General features: G+C 72.7%; 18 protein-coding genes. 10 read left to right on the top strand and 8 right to left on the bottom strand.

The window, feature by feature from the left end; translation table 11 throughout:
* Nucleotides 1-7 precede the first annotated feature (7 nt).
* The 4 genes from lysS (at nucleotide 8) to SERN_RS03355 (ending at nucleotide 3,083) form a co-directional block, all read left to right on the top strand.
* On the top strand, nucleotides 8-1,594 hold the full coding sequence (lysS, locus tag SERN_RS03365) for a lysine--tRNA ligase (protein ID WP_135848669.1): 1,587 nt from the start codon (nucleotides 8-10) through the stop codon (nucleotides 1,592-1,594).
* Between the two features lie 10 nt (nucleotides 1,595-1,604).
* A complete protein-coding gene (locus SERN_RS15425; protein WP_199241483.1) occupies nucleotides 1,605-1,763 on the top strand; it encodes a hypothetical protein in 159 nt (52 codons plus the stop codon).
* Nucleotides 1,764-1,885: 122 nt separating this feature from the next.
* Nucleotides 1,886-2,218 (top strand): histone-like nucleoid-structuring protein Lsr2, encoded by a 333-nt coding sequence (locus SERN_RS03360; protein WP_135848668.1) that lies wholly within the window; start codon nucleotides 1,886-1,888, stop codon nucleotides 2,216-2,218.
* 127 nt (nucleotides 2,219-2,345) lie between these two features.
* The gene (locus SERN_RS03355) at nucleotides 2,346-3,083 is read left to right on the top strand and encodes a phosphoglyceromutase (protein WP_135848667.1); all 738 of its coding nucleotides are present in this window, start codon (nucleotides 2,346-2,348) and stop codon (nucleotides 3,081-3,083) included.
* A gap of 86 nt (nucleotides 3,084-3,169) precedes the next feature.
* On the opposite strand, the gene phoU is transcribed toward SERN_RS03355, so the two are convergent.
* On the bottom strand, nucleotides 3,170-3,847 hold the full coding sequence (phoU, locus tag SERN_RS03350; protein WP_135848666.1) for a phosphate signaling complex protein PhoU: 678 nt from the start codon (nucleotides 3,845-3,847) through the stop codon (nucleotides 3,170-3,172).
* A gap of 179 nt (nucleotides 3,848-4,026) precedes the next feature.
* On the opposite strand from phoU, the gene SERN_RS03345 reads away from it, so the two are divergent.
* Nucleotides 4,027-5,256: a sensor histidine kinase gene (locus SERN_RS03345; protein ID WP_135848665.1), complete on the top strand. Its 1,230-nt coding sequence runs from the start codon at nucleotides 4,027-4,029 to the stop codon at nucleotides 5,254-5,256.
* Nucleotides 5,253-5,954 (top strand): response regulator transcription factor, encoded by a 702-nt coding sequence (locus tag SERN_RS03340; RefSeq protein WP_135848664.1) that lies wholly within the window; start codon nucleotides 5,253-5,255, stop codon nucleotides 5,952-5,954. Before SERN_RS03345 ends, SERN_RS03340 begins: the two co-directional genes overlap by 4 nt.
* Before the next feature lie 27 nt (nucleotides 5,955-5,981).
* Here SERN_RS03340 and SERN_RS03335 read toward each other — a convergent pair whose 3' ends face one another.
* On the bottom strand, nucleotides 5,982-6,449 hold the full coding sequence (locus tag SERN_RS03335) for a hypothetical protein (protein ID WP_135848663.1): 468 nt from the start codon (nucleotides 6,447-6,449) through the stop codon (nucleotides 5,982-5,984).
* A 202-nt stretch (nucleotides 6,450-6,651) separates the two neighbouring features.
* Between SERN_RS03335 and SERN_RS03330 the strand changes: the two genes are divergently transcribed.
* The 3 genes from SERN_RS03330 (at nucleotide 6,652) to rlmB (ending at nucleotide 9,643) form a co-directional block, all read left to right on the top strand.
* Entirely contained in the window at nucleotides 6,652-7,134 is a 483-nt protein-coding gene (locus tag SERN_RS03330; RefSeq protein ID WP_135848662.1) for a CarD family transcriptional regulator, read from the top strand.
* 110 nt (nucleotides 7,135-7,244) lie between these two features.
* A complete protein-coding gene (gene cysS / locus SERN_RS03325) occupies nucleotides 7,245-8,666 on the top strand; it encodes a cysteine--tRNA ligase (RefSeq protein WP_135848661.1) in 1,422 nt (473 codons plus the stop codon).
* Between the two features lie 2 nt (nucleotides 8,667-8,668).
* Complete coding sequence (gene rlmB, locus SERN_RS03320; protein WP_135848660.1) at nucleotides 8,669-9,643, top strand: 23S rRNA (guanosine(2251)-2'-O)-methyltransferase RlmB; 975 nt, start codon at nucleotides 8,669-8,671, stop codon at nucleotides 9,641-9,643.
* Between the two features lie 9 nt (nucleotides 9,644-9,652).
* On the opposite strand, the gene SERN_RS03315 is transcribed toward rlmB, so the two are convergent.
* From SERN_RS03315 to SERN_RS03295, 5 genes are all read right to left on the bottom strand, one after another.
* Nucleotides 9,653-10,915, bottom strand: coding sequence for a DUF4032 domain-containing protein (locus SERN_RS03315; protein WP_135848659.1), 1,263 nt, complete (start codon nucleotides 10,913-10,915; stop codon nucleotides 9,653-9,655).
* A 27-nt stretch (nucleotides 10,916-10,942) separates the two neighbouring features.
* On the bottom strand, nucleotides 10,943-11,722 hold the full coding sequence (locus SERN_RS03310) for an ABC transporter ATP-binding protein (protein WP_135848658.1): 780 nt from the start codon (nucleotides 11,720-11,722) through the stop codon (nucleotides 10,943-10,945).
* A gap of 102 nt (nucleotides 11,723-11,824) precedes the next feature.
* Complete coding sequence (locus SERN_RS03305; protein WP_135848657.1) at nucleotides 11,825-12,952, bottom strand: ABC transporter ATP-binding protein; 1,128 nt, start codon at nucleotides 12,950-12,952, stop codon at nucleotides 11,825-11,827.
* Nucleotides 12,953-13,144: 192 nt separating this feature from the next.
* Nucleotides 13,145-14,011, bottom strand: a complete 867-nt coding sequence (otsB, locus tag SERN_RS03300; RefSeq protein WP_135848656.1) for a trehalose-phosphatase — start codon at nucleotides 14,009-14,011, stop codon at nucleotides 13,145-13,147.
* Complete coding sequence (locus SERN_RS03295) at nucleotides 14,004-15,455, bottom strand: alpha,alpha-trehalose-phosphate synthase (UDP-forming) (RefSeq protein ID WP_135849002.1); 1,452 nt, start codon at nucleotides 15,453-15,455, stop codon at nucleotides 14,004-14,006. The genes otsB and SERN_RS03295 overlap by 8 nt, the downstream gene beginning before the upstream one ends.
* Before the next feature lie 213 nt (nucleotides 15,456-15,668).
* On the opposite strand from SERN_RS03295, the gene SERN_RS03290 reads away from it, so the two are divergent.
* Nucleotides 15,669-17,348 (top strand): serine/threonine-protein kinase, encoded by a 1,680-nt coding sequence (locus SERN_RS03290; protein ID WP_135848655.1) that lies wholly within the window; start codon nucleotides 15,669-15,671, stop codon nucleotides 17,346-17,348.
* Nucleotides 17,349-17,352: 4 nt separating this feature from the next.
* Here the strand turns inward: SERN_RS03290 and SERN_RS03285 are convergent, their stop codons facing one another.
* Nucleotides 17,353-18,795, bottom strand: a complete 1,443-nt coding sequence (locus tag SERN_RS03285) for a serine hydrolase (RefSeq protein ID WP_135848654.1) — start codon at nucleotides 18,793-18,795, stop codon at nucleotides 17,353-17,355.
* Nucleotides 18,796-18,813: the final 18 nt, after the last annotated feature.

Here is an 18,813-nt window from a genome sequence, read left to right as displayed (position 1 = left end):
TCGCGGGGTGACCGACGCGCCCCGCACCCCAGACCCGATCGAGCCGCCCGCCGAGACCGACGTCGACCTCGACATCGATGCCGAGGCCGGCACCGCCGACCCCGAGCAGGTCAGGGTCCGCAAGGAGAAGCGTGAGCGCCTGCTGGCGCAGGGGATCGAGCCGTACCCGGTCGAGGTCCCCGTGACGACGACCGTCGAGGCCGTCCGCGCGGGCTACGCCCACCTCGAGCAGGGCCAGGAGACCGACGACGTCGTCGGCGTCGCCGGCCGCGTGGTGCACCTGCGCAACACCGGGAAGCTCTGCTTCGTCTCGATCACCGACGGCGAGGGGCGCACCCTCCAGGTCATGCTGTCGCTCGCCGAGGTCGGTGAGGAGTCCCTGGCCGCGTTCAAGACCGACATCGACCTCGGCGACTTCCTGTTCGCCTCGGGCCGGGTCATCAGCTCGCGCCGTGGCGAGCTCTCGATCATGGCGAGCACGTGGCAGCTGGCCTCCAAGGCGCTGCGTCCGCTGCCGACGATGCACAAGGAGACCAGCGAGGAGACGCGCGTGCGCCGTCGCTACCTCGACCTCATCGCGCGCCCCGACGCACGCGACATGGTCCGGGTGCGCGCCGGCGTGATGCGCTCCCTGCGCGAGTCCTTCCACGACCGCGGATATCTCGAGGTGGAGACCCCGACGCTCCAGACGCTGGCCGGCGGAGCCGCCGCCCGGCCTTTCGTGACACACATGAACGCATTCGACGTCGCCCTCTACCTGCGTATTGCTACGGAGCTTTTCCTGAAGCAGGCCGTGGTCGGCGGAGTGGACCGCGTCTACGAGATCGGGCGCAATTTCCGAAACGAGGGTGTCGACTCCTCGCACAGTCCGGAGTTCTCCGCGATGGAGGCGTACGAGGCGTGGACGGACTACGACGGCATCGCCGACATGACGCGCGGGCTCGTGCAGGAGGCGGCGCAGAACGTCTTCGGCACCACCGAGCTGACGCTGGCGGACGGTTCGCCCTACGACGTCGGGGGCGAGTGGGCGCAGGTCTCGCTGTACGACGCCGTCTCGCACGCCCTGGGCGAGGAGATCACTCCCCAGGTCCCGCTCGCCGAGCTGCAGCGGCACGCGGCCGCCCTCGGCCTCGACGTCAGCGGCAGGGCGCCGACGCCGGGCAAGGTCGCCGAGGAGCTGTTCGAGCACCTCGTGGGCGACCACCTGCACGCCCCGACCTTCGTGCGGGACTTCCCGGTGGACACCTCGCCGCTCACGCGCGCACACCGCAGCAAGCCCGGGGTCACGGAGAAGTGGGACCTCTACATCCGGGGCTTCGAGCTCGCGACCGGGTACTCCGAGCTCATCGACCCGGTCGTCCAGCGCCAGCGGTTCGAGGCGCAGGCGCTGCTCGCCGCGGCCGGCGACCCCGAGGCGATGCGCCTGGACGAGGACTTCCTGCGCGCCGTCGAGCACGCGCTGCCGCCGATGGGCGGCATGGGCATGGGCGTCGACCGCCTGCTGATGGCGCTCACCGGACGCGGGATCCGGGAGACGATCCTGTTCCCGCTGATCAAGCCGACGTCGTCGGGCGCTCCCGCGCACCGGGCGTAGGCTGGCGAGCATGTCGGATCTCTGGGCCAATCTCGGGGCGCTCGTCCCCTCGGTCGGGGTGCTCGCGGTCTTCGTCGTCGTCGTTCGTTCCATGATTCTCGCCGACCGTCGTGAACGGACCGCCCGCGCCCGCGAGGACCAGGAGCTCAAGCGCAAATCCGCCCCGTAATTCGTTCTCGTCGCGTTAAGTCTTCGACAGGGTGCGCGTCGCATTGACTTCACCCTATTTCGTTGGCAGGGTGGTGCCGCATTCTCCGGGAATCGCCGGAATGCGAACAGGAGGAGACCCTGATGGTGCAGCGAGTGAGCGTCGTCCTCGTGGACGACATCGACGGCGGGGACGCCGACGAGACCGTGACCTTCGGTCTGGACGGGGCGACCTACGAGATCGACCTGTCCGACTCCAACGCGGCCAAGCTTCGTGACGCTCTCGCCCCCTGGGTGGGACAGGCGCGTCGCGCCGGTGGCCGCAAGGCCGCATCGGCTCCCCGTGGCCGCGCCCGCGCCTCGCGGGGCTCGGACGCCTCCACGATCCGTGCCTGGGCCGCCGACAACGGCCACACGGTGAGCGAGCGGGGCCGGATCCCGGCCGAGGTGCGCGAGGCCTACGAGGCCGCGAACTAGGCACACGACGGCCGCGAGGCCCACGACGACAGGCCCGCGCCCCACGAGGGTGCGGGCCTTCGTCGTGCGCGAGCATCGTGCGCGAGCGTCGCGGGCGCGCTCCGCCGTCGTGCGCCATGATGGAGGCATGACCTACACCCTGGTACTGCTCCGCCACGGCGAGAGCGAGTGGAACGCGAAGAACCTGTTCACCGGCTGGGTGGACGTGGCCCTGTCCGAGAAGGGCGTGGAGGAGGCCAAGCGCGGCGGTCGCCTGCTGGCCGAGGCCGGCATCCTCCCGGACGTCGTGCACACGTCCCTCCTGCGGCGCGCGATCACGACGGCGAACCTCGCCCTCGACTCCGCCGACCGCCACTGGATCGAGACCAAGCGCTCCTGGCGCCTGAACGAGCGCCACTACGGTGCGCTCCAGGGCAAGGACAAGAAGCAGACGCTCGAGGAGTACGGCGAGGAGCAGTTCATGCTCTGGCGCCGCTCCTACGACGTCCCGCCGCCGGACATCGAGCTGGGCTCCGAGTACTCCCAGGACAGCGAGGCCCGCTACGCCGGTGAGCCGATCCCGCGCGCCGAGGCTCTGGCCCAGGTGCTCGTCCGCGCGCTGCCCTACTGGGAGAGCGCCGTCGTGCCCGACCTTAAGGACGGCAAGACCGTCATGGTGGCCGCGCACGGCAACTCGCTCCGCGCGATCATCAAGCACCTCGACGGGATCGACGACGCGACGATCGCCGGCCTCAACGTCCCCACCGGCATCCCCCTGGTCTACGAGCTCGACGACAACCTCGTGCCCGTCAAGGCCGGCGGCACCTACCTCGACGCCGACGCGGCAGCCGCGGCGATCGCCGCCGTCGCCAACCAGGGACGCTGACGCCCCGCACACCGAGCACGTACGCCGAGAACGCACGAAGGCCCCCGTCCGAACCGGACGGGGGCCTTCGTCGTGCTGCGGGACGCTCAGATCGTGGTGAGCGGCTCCTCGCGCACGAACGGGTCGCCGGTCACGAGGAACATGATGCGGCGGGCGACGGAGACGCCGTGGTCGCCGAACCGCTCGAAGTAGCGGCCGAGCAGCGTGATGTCGACGAGCTGCTGCGCCGACAGGCCGGAGACGTCCGCGGACGGGGCCAGCATGAGGCGGAACGTCTCCTTGTGCAGGGCGTCCAGCTGGTCGTCGTCCTCGAGCACCTGGCTCGCGAGGTTGAGGTCGTGGCCCTCGAGCAGCTTGACCACGTCGTCCGCGACGGCGTTGACGGCCGTCACGACCTGGTCGAACAGCTCGGTCGCCAGCGGCGGCAGGGCGAGGGCGGGGTAGCGCCCGCGAGCGACCTCGGCGACGTGCCGGGCCAGGTCGCCCATGCGCTCGAGCGTGGCCGAGAGGCGCAGCCCGGTCACGACGACCCGGAGGTCGGTGGCCACGGGGGCCTGGCGGGCGAGCAGCGTCACGCACTGCGCGTCCAGGGAGTCCTGCACCTGGTCGATCTCGCGATCGGCCGCGATCACGCGCTCGGCGAGGGCGAGGTCGCCCGTCGTGAGGGCCGCGGTCGCGTCCTGCATGGCGGTCCGCACCTTCTGCGCCATCAGGACCAGGTCGTCACCGACCTGCTCCAGGTCCTGCCGAAAGATCTCGCGCACCATGTCTCCTACTCGATCGTGTCCGGACGCGCCGGCCGTGCCTTCCTGGCAGAGACTGGCACGACGATGCTGTCACGGATGGGCCAGGAGGTGAACGACAGGTGATCCCGCGATGAACTCGCGGTCCTGCCCCGCTCCCCGGTCGGCGGCGGTCCCCGGGCGGCCGTAACCTCGGTGTCGTGAGTGACCCGATCAACGTCGTGACCGCCGTGCTGCTGGCGCTGCTGGTCGTGGCGATCGCCATCCTCGCGTTCCGGGCGAGCGAGCGCACGCTGCGCCCCGGCCGCGCGGCGTCCGTCGGCGGGTCCGACGTCGACGGCGACCTCTCCAGCCTCCTGACGCACCTCACCGCGACCTCCGTGGTCCTGGGGGAGGACGACGCCGTGCTGCGCGCCAGCGCGCCGGCCCACGCCCTCGGCATCATCCGCGGCGGCCACCTCGCCCACGCCGAGCTCACCTCGCTCGTCGCCGAGGCTCGGATCGAGGGCGGTTCCCGCCAGGTGCAGCTGTCCCTGCCGCGCGGTCCCGCCGCCGGGGCCGGCCGCTTCGTCGCCTCGGTCCAGGTGGTCGCGCTCTCGGGGGGCAAGGTGCTCGTGCTGGCCGAGGACCGGACGGCGCAGATCCGGCTCGACGACGTGCGGCGCGACTTCGTCGCGAACGTCTCGCACGAGCTGAAGACCCCGGTCGGCGCGATCGCCCTGCTCGCCGAGACCATGACCGAGGCGGCCGACGACCCCGAGGCCGTGCGGATGTTCGCCGAGCGGATGGGCAGCGAGTCCCGCCGGCTGTCGGGTCTGGTGCAGGACATCATCGACCTCTCGCGGCTCCAGGACGCCGACGTCAGCCTCGAGTCCCGCTCCGTCCCGGCCGACGAGATCGTCGCGGAGGCCATCGTGCGGGCCTCGGTCGAGGCGACGGCGCGCGACATCGCGATCCACGCGGGCAGCGGCTCCGGCCTCGCGCTCCAGGGTGATCCCGGCCTGCTGGTCACCGCGCTGCGCAACCTGCTGGACAACGCGCTGCGCTACTCCGAACCGGGCACGCGCGTCGCCGTCGGCGTCCGCCGGGGCGAGGACGACCTCGTGGAGATCGCCGTCGTCGACCAGGGGATCGGGATCGATCCCGAGAACCTGCCGCGCGTGTTCGAGCGCTTCTACCGCGTCGACCCCGCACGGTCCCGCCAGACCGGTGGCACCGGTCTGGGACTGTCCATCGTCAAGCACGTCGCCGCCGACCACGGTGGCGAGGTGACCGTCTGGTCGACGCCGGGGCGCGGCTCGACGTTCACGCTCCGCATCCCGGCCGCCGAGCCGGAGGAGCTGCCCGCCACCATCGACGGCGCACCCGCGAGCGGCACGGCACCCGCCGTCGCCCCCAGCGGCGCGCGCCCCACGGAAGGACACGCATGACCCGCATCCTGCTCGTCGAGGACGAGGAGTCCTACCGCGCGCCGCTGGCGTACCGGTTGGAGAAGGACGGGTTCGAGGTGACCCAGGCGGAGACCGGTCCGCAGGCCGTGGAGCTGTTCGCCCAGACGGGCGCGGACCTCGTGCTGCTCGACCTCATGCTGCCCGGCATGGACGGCACCGAGGTCTGCCGAGAGCTGCGTCGCACCAGCGACGTCCCCGTCATCATGCTGACGGCCAAGGACGACGAGATCGACAAGGTCGTGGGCCTGGAGATCGGGGCGGACGACTACGTCACGAAGCCCTACTCCTACCGCGAGCTCCTGGCGCGGATGCGGGCCGTGCTGCGCCGTCGGGGCGACCTGTCGGCCTCCGAGGTGGAGGAGGACGGCGACGTCGTCCAGGTCGGGCGCATCGTGATGGACAGGCAGCGCCACGAGGTCACGGTCGACGGCGCGCTGGTGGCCGTCCCGCTGCGCGAGTTCGAGCTGCTCGAGATGTTCCTGCGCAACCCCGACCGGGTGCTGACCCGCGGTCAGCTGATCGACCGCATCTGGGGGGCGAACTACGTGGGCGACACCAAGACGCTCGACGTCCACGTCAAGCGTCTGCGCTCGAAGATCGAGGACGACCCCGGTCAGCCGACCGTGCTGGTGACCGTGCGCGGTCTCGGCTACAAGCTCGTCACCCTCACGTCCTGACGGCGGGACCCGCGGGTCCCGCCCGGCTCACGGGACGAGGTCGGTGTACTCGGGGAACGTGCCGTCGAGGACGGGGACGGGGAGCGAGATCTGACCGAGCGACGGCGTCGCGAAGGTCATCTCGACGTTGGCGCCGGGGGCGACCGGGACGTCGTCCAGGATGATGTCGCCCTCGTCCGTCCCGTTCATCAGCAGGGTCGAGTTCGCCTCGACCGTGACGGTCTCCGAGCTGCCCTCGGCGAAGCCGAACGTGATCTCGACCGGCTCGTTCGTCTGGTTCGTCAGGCCACCGAGGATCCGGCCCTCGCCACCCTGCTCGGCGGCCAGGACGATGACGTTCTCGCCGCGCACGGCGTTGGTGCCCTCCCACGCCACGCGGGTCCCGTCGCCGGCCGCGTACGGCTTGGTCGTCAGGATCGGGGAGCAGGCCGAGAGCGCCAGGGCGACGACGCCGGCGGCAGCGCCGGCGGCGATCCTGGTGACGGTGCGGGACATGCATCCTCCAACGGGGGACGGGGTGCGGAACGGGCGGTCCCACCGTACCGGGGCGGCCCCGCAAACGCCGCACCCGGGCGAGGCGGAGGCCACCCGACGACCGTCGTCGGAGCGGTTGAATTCGGCGTATCGGTGCTGGTGGGAGAGGAATTGCCCGGGAATTCCCGTGGTAGACTTGACCCCGGAAAGGGGAGTGCCCTACATGTCTTTTGAAGTCGGCGAGACCGTTGTCTACCCGCACCACGGTGCGGCTCTGATCGAGAAGATCTCCACCCGCGTCCTGCGCGGCGAGGAGAAGATCTATCTCACCCTGAGGATCGCCCAGGGCGACCTCAAGATCGAGGTCCCCGCCGAGAACGTCGACCTCGTCGGCGTGCGCGACGTCGTCGGCCGCGAGGGTCTCGACCGCGTGTTCGAGGTGCTGCGCGCCGAGTACACCGAGGAGCCCACGAACTGGTCGCGTCGCTACAAGGCGAACGTCGAGAAGATCGCGTCGGGTGACGTCATCAAGGTGGCCGAGGTCGTCCGCGACCTCTCCCGCCGCGACACCAGTCGTGGTCTGTCGGCCGGCGAGAAGCGCATGCTCGCGCGCGCCCGCCAGATCCTGGTCTCCGAGCTCGCGCTCGCCGAGAAGACGGACGAGGACCGGGCCGAGGCCATCCTCGACGAGGTGCTCGCGTCCTGACCGACGCGCTCCTCCTCGCACCACCCCACGAGGCCCGTGCCCGCGTCGAGCGGTCACGGGCCTCGTCGTTCCCGCCGCCCCGGCGAGGCTGGGATCGTTAGGCTGGCACCGTGACCCTGCACCTGTACGACTCCGCCACGCGCTCCCTGCGCGAGTTCACCCCGCTGACCCCCGGTCGGGTGGGGATGTACGTGTGCGGTGCGACGGTCCAGGGCGAGCCGCACGTCGGTCACCTGCGCTCAGCCGTCGCCTTCGACGTCCTCGTCCGGTGGCTGCGCCGCAGCGGCCTGGACGTCACGCTCGTGCGCAACGTGACGGACATCGACGACAAGATCCTGACGAAGGCCGACGAGGCCGGCGTGCCGTGGTGGGCCTGGGCCTTCACCCACGAGCGCCTGTTCACGGCCGCCTACGAGGCCATCGGCATCGATGCGCCCACCTACGAGCCGCGCGCCACCGGCCACGTCCCCGACATGGTCGAGCTGATGGGACGCCTGGTCGAGCGCGGGCACGCCTACGTCGGCGACGCCGGCAACGTCTGGTTCGACGTGAGGTCACTGCCGAGCTACGGCTCGCTCACGCGCCAGCTGCTGGAGAACCTCAGCGTCGACGACTCGGGCGAGGGTGCGGCCGACAAGCGCAGCCCGCACGACTTCGCCCTGTGGAAGGCGCCGCGCGACGGCGAGCCCGCCACGGCGTCGTGGGACACGCCCTACGGCCGAGGACGACCGGGCTGGCACCTGGAGTGCTCCGCGATGGCGCGGCGGTACCTGGGCGAGAGCTTCGACATCCACGGCGGCGGCATCGACCTGCGCTTCCCGCACCACGAGAACGAGCAGGCGCAGAGCCACGCGGCAGGCTACGGGTTCGCGCAGCACTGGCTGCACAACGCCTGGGTGACCTCGGGCGGCGAGAAGATGAGCAAGTCGCTCGGCAACTACCTGTCGGTCACGGCCGTGCTGGAGCGCACCGCGCCCGCCGTGCTGCGGCTCGCCCTCGCGACCGTCCACTACCGCTCGACCGTGGAGTTCTCGGACGCCACGCTCAGCGAGGCGGCCACGACGTGGGAGCGCCTGACGGGCTTCGTCACGCGTGCCGCGGAGACCGTCGGCGAGGACGCGCCCGACGCCGTCGCCACCGTCGCGCTGCCGGCGGAGTTCGCCGCCGCGATGGACGACGACGTGAACGTCGCAGCGGCGATCGCCGTCGTCCACGAGCACGCGCGACGCGGCAACGGGGCGCTGGCGGCGGGTGACGGTGGTCTCGCCGGGCGCAGCGCGCTGCTGGTCCGTGGGATGCTTGACGTTCTGGGCCTGGACCCGCTGGCGCCGCTGTGGCGCGGTGCGGGCGGCTCGGGAGCCGTGCAGGACGCCCTCGGCTCGCTCGTGACCAGCGTGCTGGCACAGCGCCGGGCGGCACGGGAGGACAAGGACTGGGCGCGCGCGGACGAGCTTCGCGACGTGCTGACGGCGGCTGGTGTCGTCGTCGAGGATGCGGCGGGCGGAGCCCGCTGGACGATCAAGGGACAGTGACGATGGCAGGTAACTCGCAGCGGCGTGGCGCGGTGCGCAAGGGCAGCAGCAAGAAGGGTGCCGTCGTCGGTTCCGGCGGCAACCGGCGCCAGGGGCTCGAGGGCCGCGGCCCGACGCCCAAGGCGACCGATCGCCCGTACCACCCCGCGGCCAAGCGCGCCGCGGCGGCGGCCCGTCGCGACGCCAAGCGTCCGGGCGCGACGGCGGCGGGGCGCTCGCGCTCCTCGGCCCGCGCCGTCGGCGAGGAGACCGTCTACGGCCGCAACTCCGTCGTCGAGGCGCTCCGCGCGGGTGTCCCGGCCAAGACCCTCTACGTCTCCTCGCGGGTCGAGGCCGACGACCGCGTGCGCGAGATCCTGCGGCTGGCGCTCAACCAGGGCCTGCCGCTGATCGAGACCACCGCCGTCGAGCTCGACAACCTCTCCGACCGCGGCATCCACCAGGGTGTGCTCATCACCGTGGGCGAGTACGTCTACGCCGAGCCCGCCGACCTCATCGACGCCGCGCTGGAGTCGAACCGTCCCGGCCTCGTCGTCGCGCTCGACGGCGTCACCGACACCCGCAACCTCGGCGCGATCATCCGGTCGGCCGGTGCGTTCGGCGCGCACGGTGTCGTCGTGCCGGAGCGCCGCTCCGCCGGCGTCAACGCCGCCGCGTGGAAGACGTCGGCCGGTGCCGCGGCCCGGGTGCCCGTCGCCCGTGCCACGAACCTCGTGCGCGCGCTGCGCGAGTTCCAGCAGGCCGGCTTCTTCGTCGTCGGCCTCGCGGGCGACGGGAACCAGCTCGTGGGTGACCTCGACGTCGCCGACGGCCCCGTGGTGCTCGTCGCCGGAGCCGAGGGCAAGGGGCTCTCGCGCCTCGTGCGGGACACGTGCGACGTCGTCGCCGCCATCCCGATCACGTCCTCGGTCGAGAGTCTGAACGCGTCCGTCGCGGCCTCGCTGGCGCTGTACGAGGTCGCGCGCGCCCGCGGCTGACGCCGGGCGTCAGCCGATCAGGTCGTCGTCGTCCTCGATCGCCCGCAGCGTCGCGGTGTCGAGGCCGAGGACGGCCTTCTCGTCGGGTCGGTGCCGCAGCACCTGGTCGATGTAGGTCGGGACGACGTCCAGCAGCGACAGGTCGCGCTCGGCCTCCTGCGAGCGGTACCAGCGGTGCTCGAGCAGCTCGTGGAAGATCTCGGCCGGCTCCAGCTTGCCGCGCAGCTCGCGCGGCACCGCGCGGATGGCGGGCTCGAAGACGTTCGCGAGCCAGTCGTGCGCGACGAACTCCTCCTCGTCGCCCTGCCGGTCGGTGGCCGCGCGGAACGCGTCCATGTCGTTGAGCAGGCGCCGCGCCTGGTTCTCCTGCACGTCCAGGCCGGTGAGGCGCATGAGGCGCCGGTGGTGGTGACCGGCGTCCACGACCTTGGGCTGGATGCGGATGCGCGTGCCGTCGACGTCGGTGGACATGTCGAGCTCGCCGACGTCGAAGCCGAGGTGGTTGAGGCGGCTGATGCGCGACTGCACGCGCCACATCTCTCCCGGCTCGAACCACTCCGAGACGGTCAGCTCCTGCCACAGCTCCTCGTAGCGGACCACGAGCATCTCGCCGACCGTGACCGTGTCGACCGTGGAGTCCAGGATCTCGCCGGCCTCCAGGTCCATGAGCTCGCCGATGACGTTGACGCGCGCGATCTCGAGGTCGTAGGCGCGCTGACCGTCGGACAGGTGCTGGTGCAGGTCGCCGGTCTCGGCGTCGACCAGGTACGCGGCGAACGCTCCGGCGTCGCGGCGGAAGAGCGTGTTGGAGAGCGAGACGTCGCCCCAGTAGAAGCCGTTGAGGTGCAGGCGCACCAGCAGCACCGCGAGCGCGTCGATGAGGCGCGTGGCGGTGTCGGGGCGCAGGTACTGGCTGAACAGGGCCCGGTAGGGGAGCGAGAACTGCAGGTGCTCGGTGATGAGGACCGAGTTCAGCTCCTCGCCGTCGCGGCTGCGGCGCCCCGTGATGACGCCGACCGGCTCGACCGAGGGGACGTCGATGCGCGAGAGCTGGCGCAGCAGCTCGTACTCGCGGTGAGCGACGGTCTCACCGATCTCCTTGACCGCGATGACGCGGCCGGACAGCTTCACGAACCGCACGACGTGCCGGGAGATGCCTCGCGGCAGCGCGGCGAGCACCTCGTCGGGCCACTCCTCCAGCGGGATGTGCCAGGGCAGGGTGAGGAGTGCGGGATCGGGGGAGGCCGCAGTGATCTGCAGGCGGTTGCTCACGGGTGTCCTTCCGGCCGGTGGTGACGCTCAGCGCAGCCGCTGGGCGGTCAGCGGGGCCGCGGCCGCGAGATCGGCGACGACGGGGTGGGAGGCGGCGGCGAGGATCTCGGTCAGCGGGCCGGAGGCCACGAAGACGCCGTCGGCGAGGACGTGGACGGTCGAGCACAGGCGCTCCACCGACTCCAGGTCGTGCGAGACCAGGAGCACGCTGATGCCGAGGTCGGCGGCGAGCGTCTTGAGGCGGCGGAGGATCTCCGAGCGCAGGCCGGGGTCGATCGCCGTCAGCGGTTCGTCCAGGACGAGGACGTCGGGACGCGTGGCGAGCGCGTGCGCCAGCGCCAGCCGCTGCCGCTCACCGCCCGACATCGTCACCAGGGTGCGGCCGGTGAAGTGCTGCTCGAGGGCGACGAAGTCGAGCAGGCCCTCGATGGTCGAGGCGTGGGTGCGGCCGGCCCTGCGCGCGTCCTTGAGCGCCCCGGCGAGGTACTTCTCCGCCGTCAGCCGGGGGTCCGTCGTCGGGACGCCCTCCTGCGAGACGCGGCGCACCTCGCCCGCGAAGACCTTCTTCTCGCCGCGGCGCAGCTTGTGGGCGGGGCGTCCGCGGTAGGAGACGGTGCCGCCGTAGGGGGTGATGATGCCCATCAGGGCGCGCACCACGGTCGACTTGCCGACGCCGGAGGGCCCGATGATGCCGACGGGCGCGCTTCGGCCGGCGATGGTGAGGTCGACGCCGTGCAGCACCTCCTCACCCTCGTAGCCGGCCTTGAGACCGGACGCGACGATGATCGCTTCGCCTGCTTGAGCCATGGGTCCATTCTCCCGTACGCGTGCCGGTGGCCGGAACGCCACGAGGGCGGCCCCGATCGGGACCGCCCTCGTGGAGCGTGCTGTGCTGCTGGGTGACGCTGGTCAGCTGGGCAGACGCAGGCCGGACGCGGCAGCGAAGTGGTGCTGCTCGCCCGGACGGATCTTGACCCACAGGCGCGAACCCTTGTCGGGCACGCGGCGGGGGTCGACGCGCACGATGACCTGGGCCTGACCGGCGCCCGAGGAGATGTTCTGCGCGACCTCGTCGCCGCCGGCCAGCTGGCCGTAGACGAAAGCGTCGGAGCCGAGCTCCTCGACGAGGTTGACCTCGACGGGGAAGGCACCCTCGGTGCCCTCGGTGCTGACGTCGAGCGACTCGGGGCGGAAGCCGAGGTTGATCTTGCCGTTGTCGGCGTCCGACAGGCCGGCGATGGTCTCGCGCGACAGCGGGATGCTGGCGGGGCCGAGCTTGGCGGCGCCGTTCTCGACGTGGAACTCGCCGATGTTCATCGCGGGCGAGCCGATGAAGCCGGCCACGAAGATGTTGGCGGGGGTGTCGTACATCTCGCGCGGCGTGCCGACCTGCTGGAGCAGGCCGTCCTTGAGCACCGCGATGCGGTCGCCCATGGTCAGGGCCTCGGTCTGGTCGTGCGTGACGTAGACCGTGGTGACGCCGAGTCGACGCTGCAGCGAGGCGATCTGGGTGCGCGTCTGGACGCGGAGCTTGGCGTCGAGGTTCGACAGCGGCTCGTCCATGAGGAACACCTGCGGCTGGCGCACGATGGCGCGGCCCATGGCCACGCGCTGACGCTGACCACCGGAGAGGGCCTTCGGCTTGCGGTCGAGGTACTGCTCGAGGTCGAGGATCTTGGCAGCCTCCTCGACCCGCTGGCGGATCTCGGTCTTCGGCTTGCCGGCGATCTTCAGGGCGAAGCCCATGTTGTCGGCGACCGACATGTGCGGGTACAGCGCGTAGTTCTGGAACACCATCGCGATGTCCCGGTCCTTCGGCTGGATGTCGGTGACGTCGCGGTCACCGATGAGGATGCGGCCGGAGTTGACGTCCTCGAGCCCCGCGAGCATGCGCAGGGACGTGGACTTTCCGCAGCCGGACGGGCCGACGAGGACGAGGAACTCGCCGTCGGCGACCTCGAGGTTGAGGCTGTCCACCGAGGGTCGGGTGGAGCCGGGGTAGATGCGCGTGGCGTTGTCGTAGGTGACCGTAGCCATGAGTGATCGCTTTCCCTTCACCGGCAGGTACGTGCCGGACGATCCGTTGTGAAAGGTGGCAGCAGCGTCTGCGCTGACACGCCGAGCGTCTCGATCGCATCAGCGGTCGGGGTGCAGGGCGGGCCCATTCTGCCACAGGCCGGGCCCCGGTGCTGTGACACCCGTCACCGGCGGCGACGGCGGCGGGGCCGCTCAGGCGCGGGCGGCCAGCAGCGCGCGCAGCAGGTCGACGACGGCGGGCTCGTCCGCCACGCGCAGCGTCGCGGCGGTCTCGCCCCCGCCGACCTTGACCCCGAGGTCGGCCGGACCGAGCGAGACGAGCGCGTGCTCGTCCGTGGTGTCGTCACCGGCGAACACGACCGCGACGTCGGCGGGGTCCAGCCCCGCGTCGGCGGCCGCGCGCCGACGCACCCAGGCCACGCCGTCGGCCTTGGTCACGTCGCGGACGGCGAGCTCGACCACCGACTTGCCGATGATGGCGTGCACCCCCGGCCAGTCGGCCGGACCCACCACGGCCAGCGCGGTGGCCGACGCGGCGTCGTCGTCCTGCGCCGTGCGCGTGTGCAGCACCCGCGCGAACGTCTTGCGCTCGACCCACGCGCCCTCGACGTCGGCGGCGATGGCGGCGACGGCGTCGTCCAGACGCGCGAGCAGGTCGTGCTCGGCCTCGGTGGGCTCGAGCGGTTCGGTGCGCGTCCCGGCGGCCGTGACCAGGCCGTGCTCGACGCCGTGGGACGCGGCCAGCAGCGCTCCGACCGGCGGCGAGGCGAGCGTCACGAGGTCCTCGAGCCGGCGGCCCGAGACGAGCGCGACGGTCATGTCGGGGTGCGCGGCGATCGCCGCGAGCGCGTCGGCGGCACCCGGCGCCATGGTGACGCCCATCGGGTCGTCGCCCAGCGGTGCGAGCACGCCGTCGAAGTCGAGGGCGACGGCGACGTGGCGCGCACCCGCGACGCGGCGCACGGCCTCGCGCACCGCGTCGTCGCCCGTGGGAACCGCGGCCTGATCGACCGTGGACACGTCGGCCGTGGACACGTCGGCGCTGAGCGCCTCAGACATGGGAGTCGCGGGAAGGCATGGCCCCGAGGGTACCGAGGAACGACCTGGCCCAGGACTGGACGTCCGAGTCCAGGACGCGGCGGCGCAGCGCGCGCATCCGGCGCCGCTTCTCGCGCGGGCTCATGGCGATCGCCTCGAGGATGGCCCGCTTCATGCCGTCGATGTCGTGCGGGTTGACGATGAGCGCCTGGCCGAGCTCGTCCGCCGCGCCGGCGAACTCGCTCAGCACGAGCACGCCGTCGAGGTCGGTGCGCGCCGCGACGTACTCCTTGGCCACGAGGTTCATGCCGTCGCGCAGCGCGGTGATGAGCATGACGTCGGCCGCGCGGTACATCGCGACCATCTCCTCCAGCGGGTAGGAGTGGTGCAGGTAGTGGATCGCGGCGCGGCCGAGCGCACCGTGGTCGCCGTTGATGCGTCCGACGGTGACCTCGACGTCGTCGCGCAGCACGCGGTACTCCTCGACCTGCTCGCGCGAGGGGCTGGCCACCTGCACGAGCGTGACGTCCGGGACGCTGACCGCACCGTCCTGCAGGAGCTCGCCGAACGCCTTGAGCCGGTGGCGGATGCCCTTGGTGTAGTCGAGGCGGTCGACGCCGAGCAGCATCACAGCGGGGTCGCCGAGCTCGCGACGGATCTGGGCGGCGCGCTCGATGACCTCGGGGGTCTCGGCCAGCGCGCTGATGGAGCCGGAGTCGATCGAGATCGGGAACGCCGCGATCCGGACGTGCCGCTCGGGCCGCGTCCACCGGCTGCCCACCGTGACGACCTGGCCGCGCGTGGTCAGGTCGGTGTGGCGCCGGACGCTGCGCAGGATGTTGGCCGCGTCGCTGGTGCGCTGCGTGCCGACCAGGTCCGCGCCGAGCATGCCCTCCACGACCTGCTTGCGCCACGGGAGCTGGGCGAAGATCTCCGGCGGGGGGAACGGGATGTGCAGGAAGAAGCCGATCCGCAGGTCGGGGCGCAGCGCGCGCAGCAGGCTCGGCACGAGCATCAGCTGGTAGTCGTGCACCCACACGGTCGCGCCCGGTGCGGCCGCCTTCGCCGCGGCCGTCGCGAACCGGCGGTTGACCGTGACGTAGGAGTTCCACCAGGTCCGGTGGAACTCCGGGTCGACGACGGCGTCGTGCAGCAGGGGCCAGAGGGTCCCGTTCGAGAAGCCCTCGTAGTACGCCTCGATCTCGTCCGCGGTCAGCGGGACGGGAACGAGGTGGATGTCGTCGTCGTCGAACGCGTCCAGATCCAGGTCGGGCGTGCCCGCCCAGCCCACCCACGCGCCGTCGGCCTCGCGCATGATCGGCGCGAGCGCGGTCACGAGGCCGCCGGGGGAGCGGTTGGTCTCGACGCCGGCGCCGGTCACCGTGGCGTCCACCGGGAGCCGGTTGGCCACGACCACGAAGTCGTACTCGCCTGCCTCGGTCGGGACGGCGGTCGCGGGTGGCACGCCGCCCGTCCCGTCGGGGGCCGACGCCTGCTGGTTCTCGAGGTCGTCGTCGGCGGTGTCGGTCGTGGGACGGCGATCGTCGTCTGGGCTCACACCCTCCACCGTAGGCGGCGGCGCCGCCGAGCACGAGGAACGCCCGGCGCGGCGGGGTCGGGGACGGGCCGGTGGGGAGTCCTCCCCGTCCCGGCGGCGGGTGTCCGTTACGTTCGTCCCATGGTTCGTGCGGGTGACGAGGTGGGTGGGTACACGCTTGTCCACCGCCTCGGCGCGGGCGGGATGGGCACGGTCTGGGAGGCGCGCGACGCCGTCGGGACCGGTGTCGCCCTGAAGCTCCTGCACCCCGCGATCAGCGCCGACCCGCAGGCCCGCTCGCGGCTCGACCGCGAGGTCGCCAGCCTCCACCGGGTCCGCGGCAGCAGGGTCGCGCGCGTGCTGGACGCCGAGGTCGAGGACGACCTCGCGTTCATCGTGACCGAGCTGGTGGAGGGGCTCAGCCTGGAGGAGTCGGTCGCCGCCGAGGGAGCGTTCGATCCGGTCGACCTGCACCCGCTCGCGCGCGACCTCCACGAGGCCGTGACGCAGGTGCACGACGCCGGGCTGCTGCACCGCGACCTCAAGCCCGGCAACGTCATGGTCACCTACGACGGTCCGGTCCTCATCGACTTCGGCATCGCGCAGCTCGTGGACGACGACCGCCTCACGCACGCCGGCTTCGTCACCGGCACACCGGGCTTCCTCGACCCCGCCACCCTCACCGGTGGTGCGCTGGGGCACGCGGGCGACTGGTTCGGGTGGGCGGCCGTCATGCTCTACGCCGCCACCGGACGGCCGCCGTTCGGGCGCGGTCCGATGGAGGCCGTGCTCGGACGGATGACGACGGCGCGTCCCGACGTCGACGGACTCGCCCCCGCCGTCGCGGCAGCCTTCCGCCACGCGCTCGCCCCCGACCCGCGCGAGCGGACCGACCCGCTCGCGCTGCTGCGGGTCCTCGAGAACGACGCCCTCGGGATCGACCAGCCGGTGCCCGAACCGACCCGGCTCGTCCCGCCGCCGCCCGGTCCGGTCGGCGCCGCGCCCCTCGCCGCCGCGGCGGGACCCGCGACGACGGCGGTGCCCCCGCCCCCGGGTCCGGTGTGGCGCGGCGGGGCGCCCGAGGCGGCGACCGCCGTCGTCGCGCCCCGTCCCGCGGCCGGTCCGCCCGTCGCAACGCCCGGCGGCGTGCCGAGCTCGCCGCCCGGCCCCGCCGTCGGCCCGGCGGCCGTTCCCTGGATCGGCGCCGACGTCGTCGCGCCGCCCGCGTGGGCCCTGCCGCCGCGGCCGCAGCGCGCCCTGGTGGTCTCCTCGGGAGCGTTCGTCGTCGCCCTCGCGATCGGCTGGCCGGGCGTCGCCTCGGCCACGGCGCTGCTCGGGTTCGTGCTCCTCACCTCGATCGGCCTCGTCGAGCGCCGCACGAGGGCCCGGCGCCTCGGGCGCGGACCGCGGCGGTCGGACGGCTGGGCTGCCGCCGGGTGGACGGTGCCGATGGTGCTGCTCGGCCTGGTGACCTCGCTGGTGCCGCTCGGCGTCGGGGCGGTCGTCGCGGCCAGCCTGTGGTGGCTCGGGTCCTCGTCGGCCTCCGGCGACCTCGTCGGCGGCCTCCCGTCCGGCTGGGGCGAGCTCGTGACGCCCCTGGCGCTCGCGGCCGGGCTGACGGCCGCGTGGTGGGTGCCGGTCGCCGACGCCACCCGCAGCGGCGCGCGCACGCTGTGGCGTGCCGTCGCCCCGACGGCCACCGTGCGACAGGTGTGGGTGCTGGTCCTGGTGGGCCTCGCCGTCGCCCTCGTTCTCGTGGGCCTGGCGGGGATCGGGGGACCGGCCGTGTGGGCGCCGTTCCCCGACCCGCCGCCGGTCTGAGTCCTCAGCTCCCCGACAGCAGGATCGCGGCGTCCTGGGCCGCGGCGACGTAGGGCCGCAGGTCGGCCACGTCGGTCTGGCTGTCGCTGTGCGCCTGCAGCGTCACGACCCACGCGCCGTCGGCGTCGCGGTAGTGGTGGGTCAGCGCCAGGACACCCATCGAGCTGCCGCCCTTGAACGCGACCTCCTCGAACGCTCCCGCGACCGCCGGCTCGATGCCGGGGTTGGCACCGAGGATGGCCGTCAGCGGTTCGCCCGCGGGCGTGTCCGCCCTCTCCTGCAGCGAGAGGTGCGCGGCCACGAGGTCGTCGGGGGTCGCGAACCAGTCGAGGCCGTCCTGCCAGACCGTGGCCGAGATCGTCAGCGGGTCGATGCCGGGAGGGCCGGCCGGGAGCGCGGCGAGGATCGCGCGGCGCTCGGCGGCGTCGCCGGACGCCCACGCCTCGCGGCGGGCGTCGTCGCCGCCCCAGCCGAGGAGGAACAGCTCGCGCGTGGCGAGCAGCGGCGTGTTCAGCGCGGGGTCGGAGTGGCCCATGACGGGCAGCTGCGCCTCGACGCTCTCGCGGCCCACGGCCTGGATGAGCAGGTCCGTGGCGGTGTTGTCGCTGATCGCGATCATGGCCTCGGCCGCCTGGCGGACCGTGACGACGGTGCCGGCCGGCTCGTCCTGCAGCGTGCCGCTCGGCATGCTCTTGACGTCGTCGGTCAGGGTGAGCTCGGTGTCCCACGCCAGCGTCCCGGCGGCGACGGCGTCGGTCACCGCGCCGAGCACGTACAGCTTGAACACCGACCCGACCGGGAACGCGCCGTCCTCGCCGGAGGCGAAGACCTCCGCGGGGGCCGCGGGGTCGGTCACGTCCGTGACCACGAGGGTGGTGTCGGCGGGCAGGGCCTCGACGGCGGTGCCCAGCTCGTCCCAGGAGGCCGCGGGCTCGTGGTCGAACGGCGGCTGGAAGAGGAGCTGCTCGACGAGCCCCTCCGCGTTCACGACCACGGTCAGGTCGAGACGCTGCCCACCCGCGTCGCGCAGCTGCGCGATCGCGGAGTAGTCCTCGCCCTCGTAGGAGATCGGCTCCCACGGGCCGGTCGCGGCGATGCCGGCGAAGGTCTGCGCCAGCGCCGCGCCGTCGAGCTGCTCCAGGGCGGGCGGCGACAGGCGGGACTCCGCGTCGGCGGGGTCGAGCGTCGCACCCGGGGCGAGTGCCGCGATCGTCCAGGCGATCTGCTCGCCGACCGGCGTGGCGGGGATCTCCACGACGGGGGCGTCGTCGAGCTCCGACGTCGTCGAGGCCTCGGTGGCGCTCGGTGACGGCGTCGGGGACGCCTGCGCCGTCGAGGACGACTCGGGGGCGGCCTCGGGCGTGGTCGAGCACGCGACCAGCACCAGACCGAGGGCGGTGAGGCCGGCGAGGAGGGCGGGGGAGCGGCGGGGGGTCGTCGTGGTCATGCACCCATCCAACCCGCG

This window comes from Serinibacter arcticus (assembly GCF_004786095.1).
Taxonomy (GTDB): Bacteria; Actinomycetota; Actinomycetes; order Actinomycetales; family Beutenbergiaceae; genus Litorihabitans; species Litorihabitans arcticus.
Note: the sequence above shows the minus strand (reverse complement) of the source record. Positions and strands in the feature narration are given on the sequence as shown.

Coding starts and splice junctions, on each gene's coding strand:
- SERN_RS03340 (WP_135848664.1), top strand. CDS start 5,253: ATGACCCGCATCCTGCTCGTCGAGGACGAGGAGTCCTACCGCGCGCCG.
- SERN_RS15425 (WP_199241483.1), top strand. CDS start 1,605: ATGTCGGATCTCTGGGCCAATCTCGGGGCGCTCGTCCCCTCGGTCGGG.
- SERN_RS03285 (WP_135848654.1), bottom strand. CDS start 18,795: ATGACCACGACGACCCCCCGCCGCTCCCCCGCCCTCCTCGCCGGCCTC.
- SERN_RS03305 (WP_135848657.1), bottom strand. CDS start 12,952: ATGGCTACGGTCACCTACGACAACGCCACGCGCATCTACCCCGGCTCC.
- SERN_RS03310 (WP_135848658.1), bottom strand. CDS start 11,722: ATGGCTCAAGCAGGCGAAGCGATCATCGTCGCGTCCGGTCTCAAGGCC.
- SERN_RS03290 (WP_135848655.1), top strand. CDS start 15,669: ATGGTTCGTGCGGGTGACGAGGTGGGTGGGTACACGCTTGTCCACCGC.
- SERN_RS03330 (WP_135848662.1), top strand. CDS start 6,652: ATGTCTTTTGAAGTCGGCGAGACCGTTGTCTACCCGCACCACGGTGCG.
- otsB (WP_135848656.1), bottom strand. CDS start 14,011: ATGTCTGAGGCGCTCAGCGCCGACGTGTCCACGGCCGACGTGTCCACG.
- SERN_RS03335 (WP_135848663.1), bottom strand. CDS start 6,449: ATGTCCCGCACCGTCACCAGGATCGCCGCCGGCGCTGCCGCCGGCGTC.
- rlmB (WP_135848660.1), top strand. CDS start 8,669: ATGGCAGGTAACTCGCAGCGGCGTGGCGCGGTGCGCAAGGGCAGCAGC.
- SERN_RS03355 (WP_135848667.1), top strand. CDS start 2,346: ATGACCTACACCCTGGTACTGCTCCGCCACGGCGAGAGCGAGTGGAAC.
- SERN_RS03360 (WP_135848668.1), top strand. CDS start 1,886: ATGGTGCAGCGAGTGAGCGTCGTCCTCGTGGACGACATCGACGGCGGG.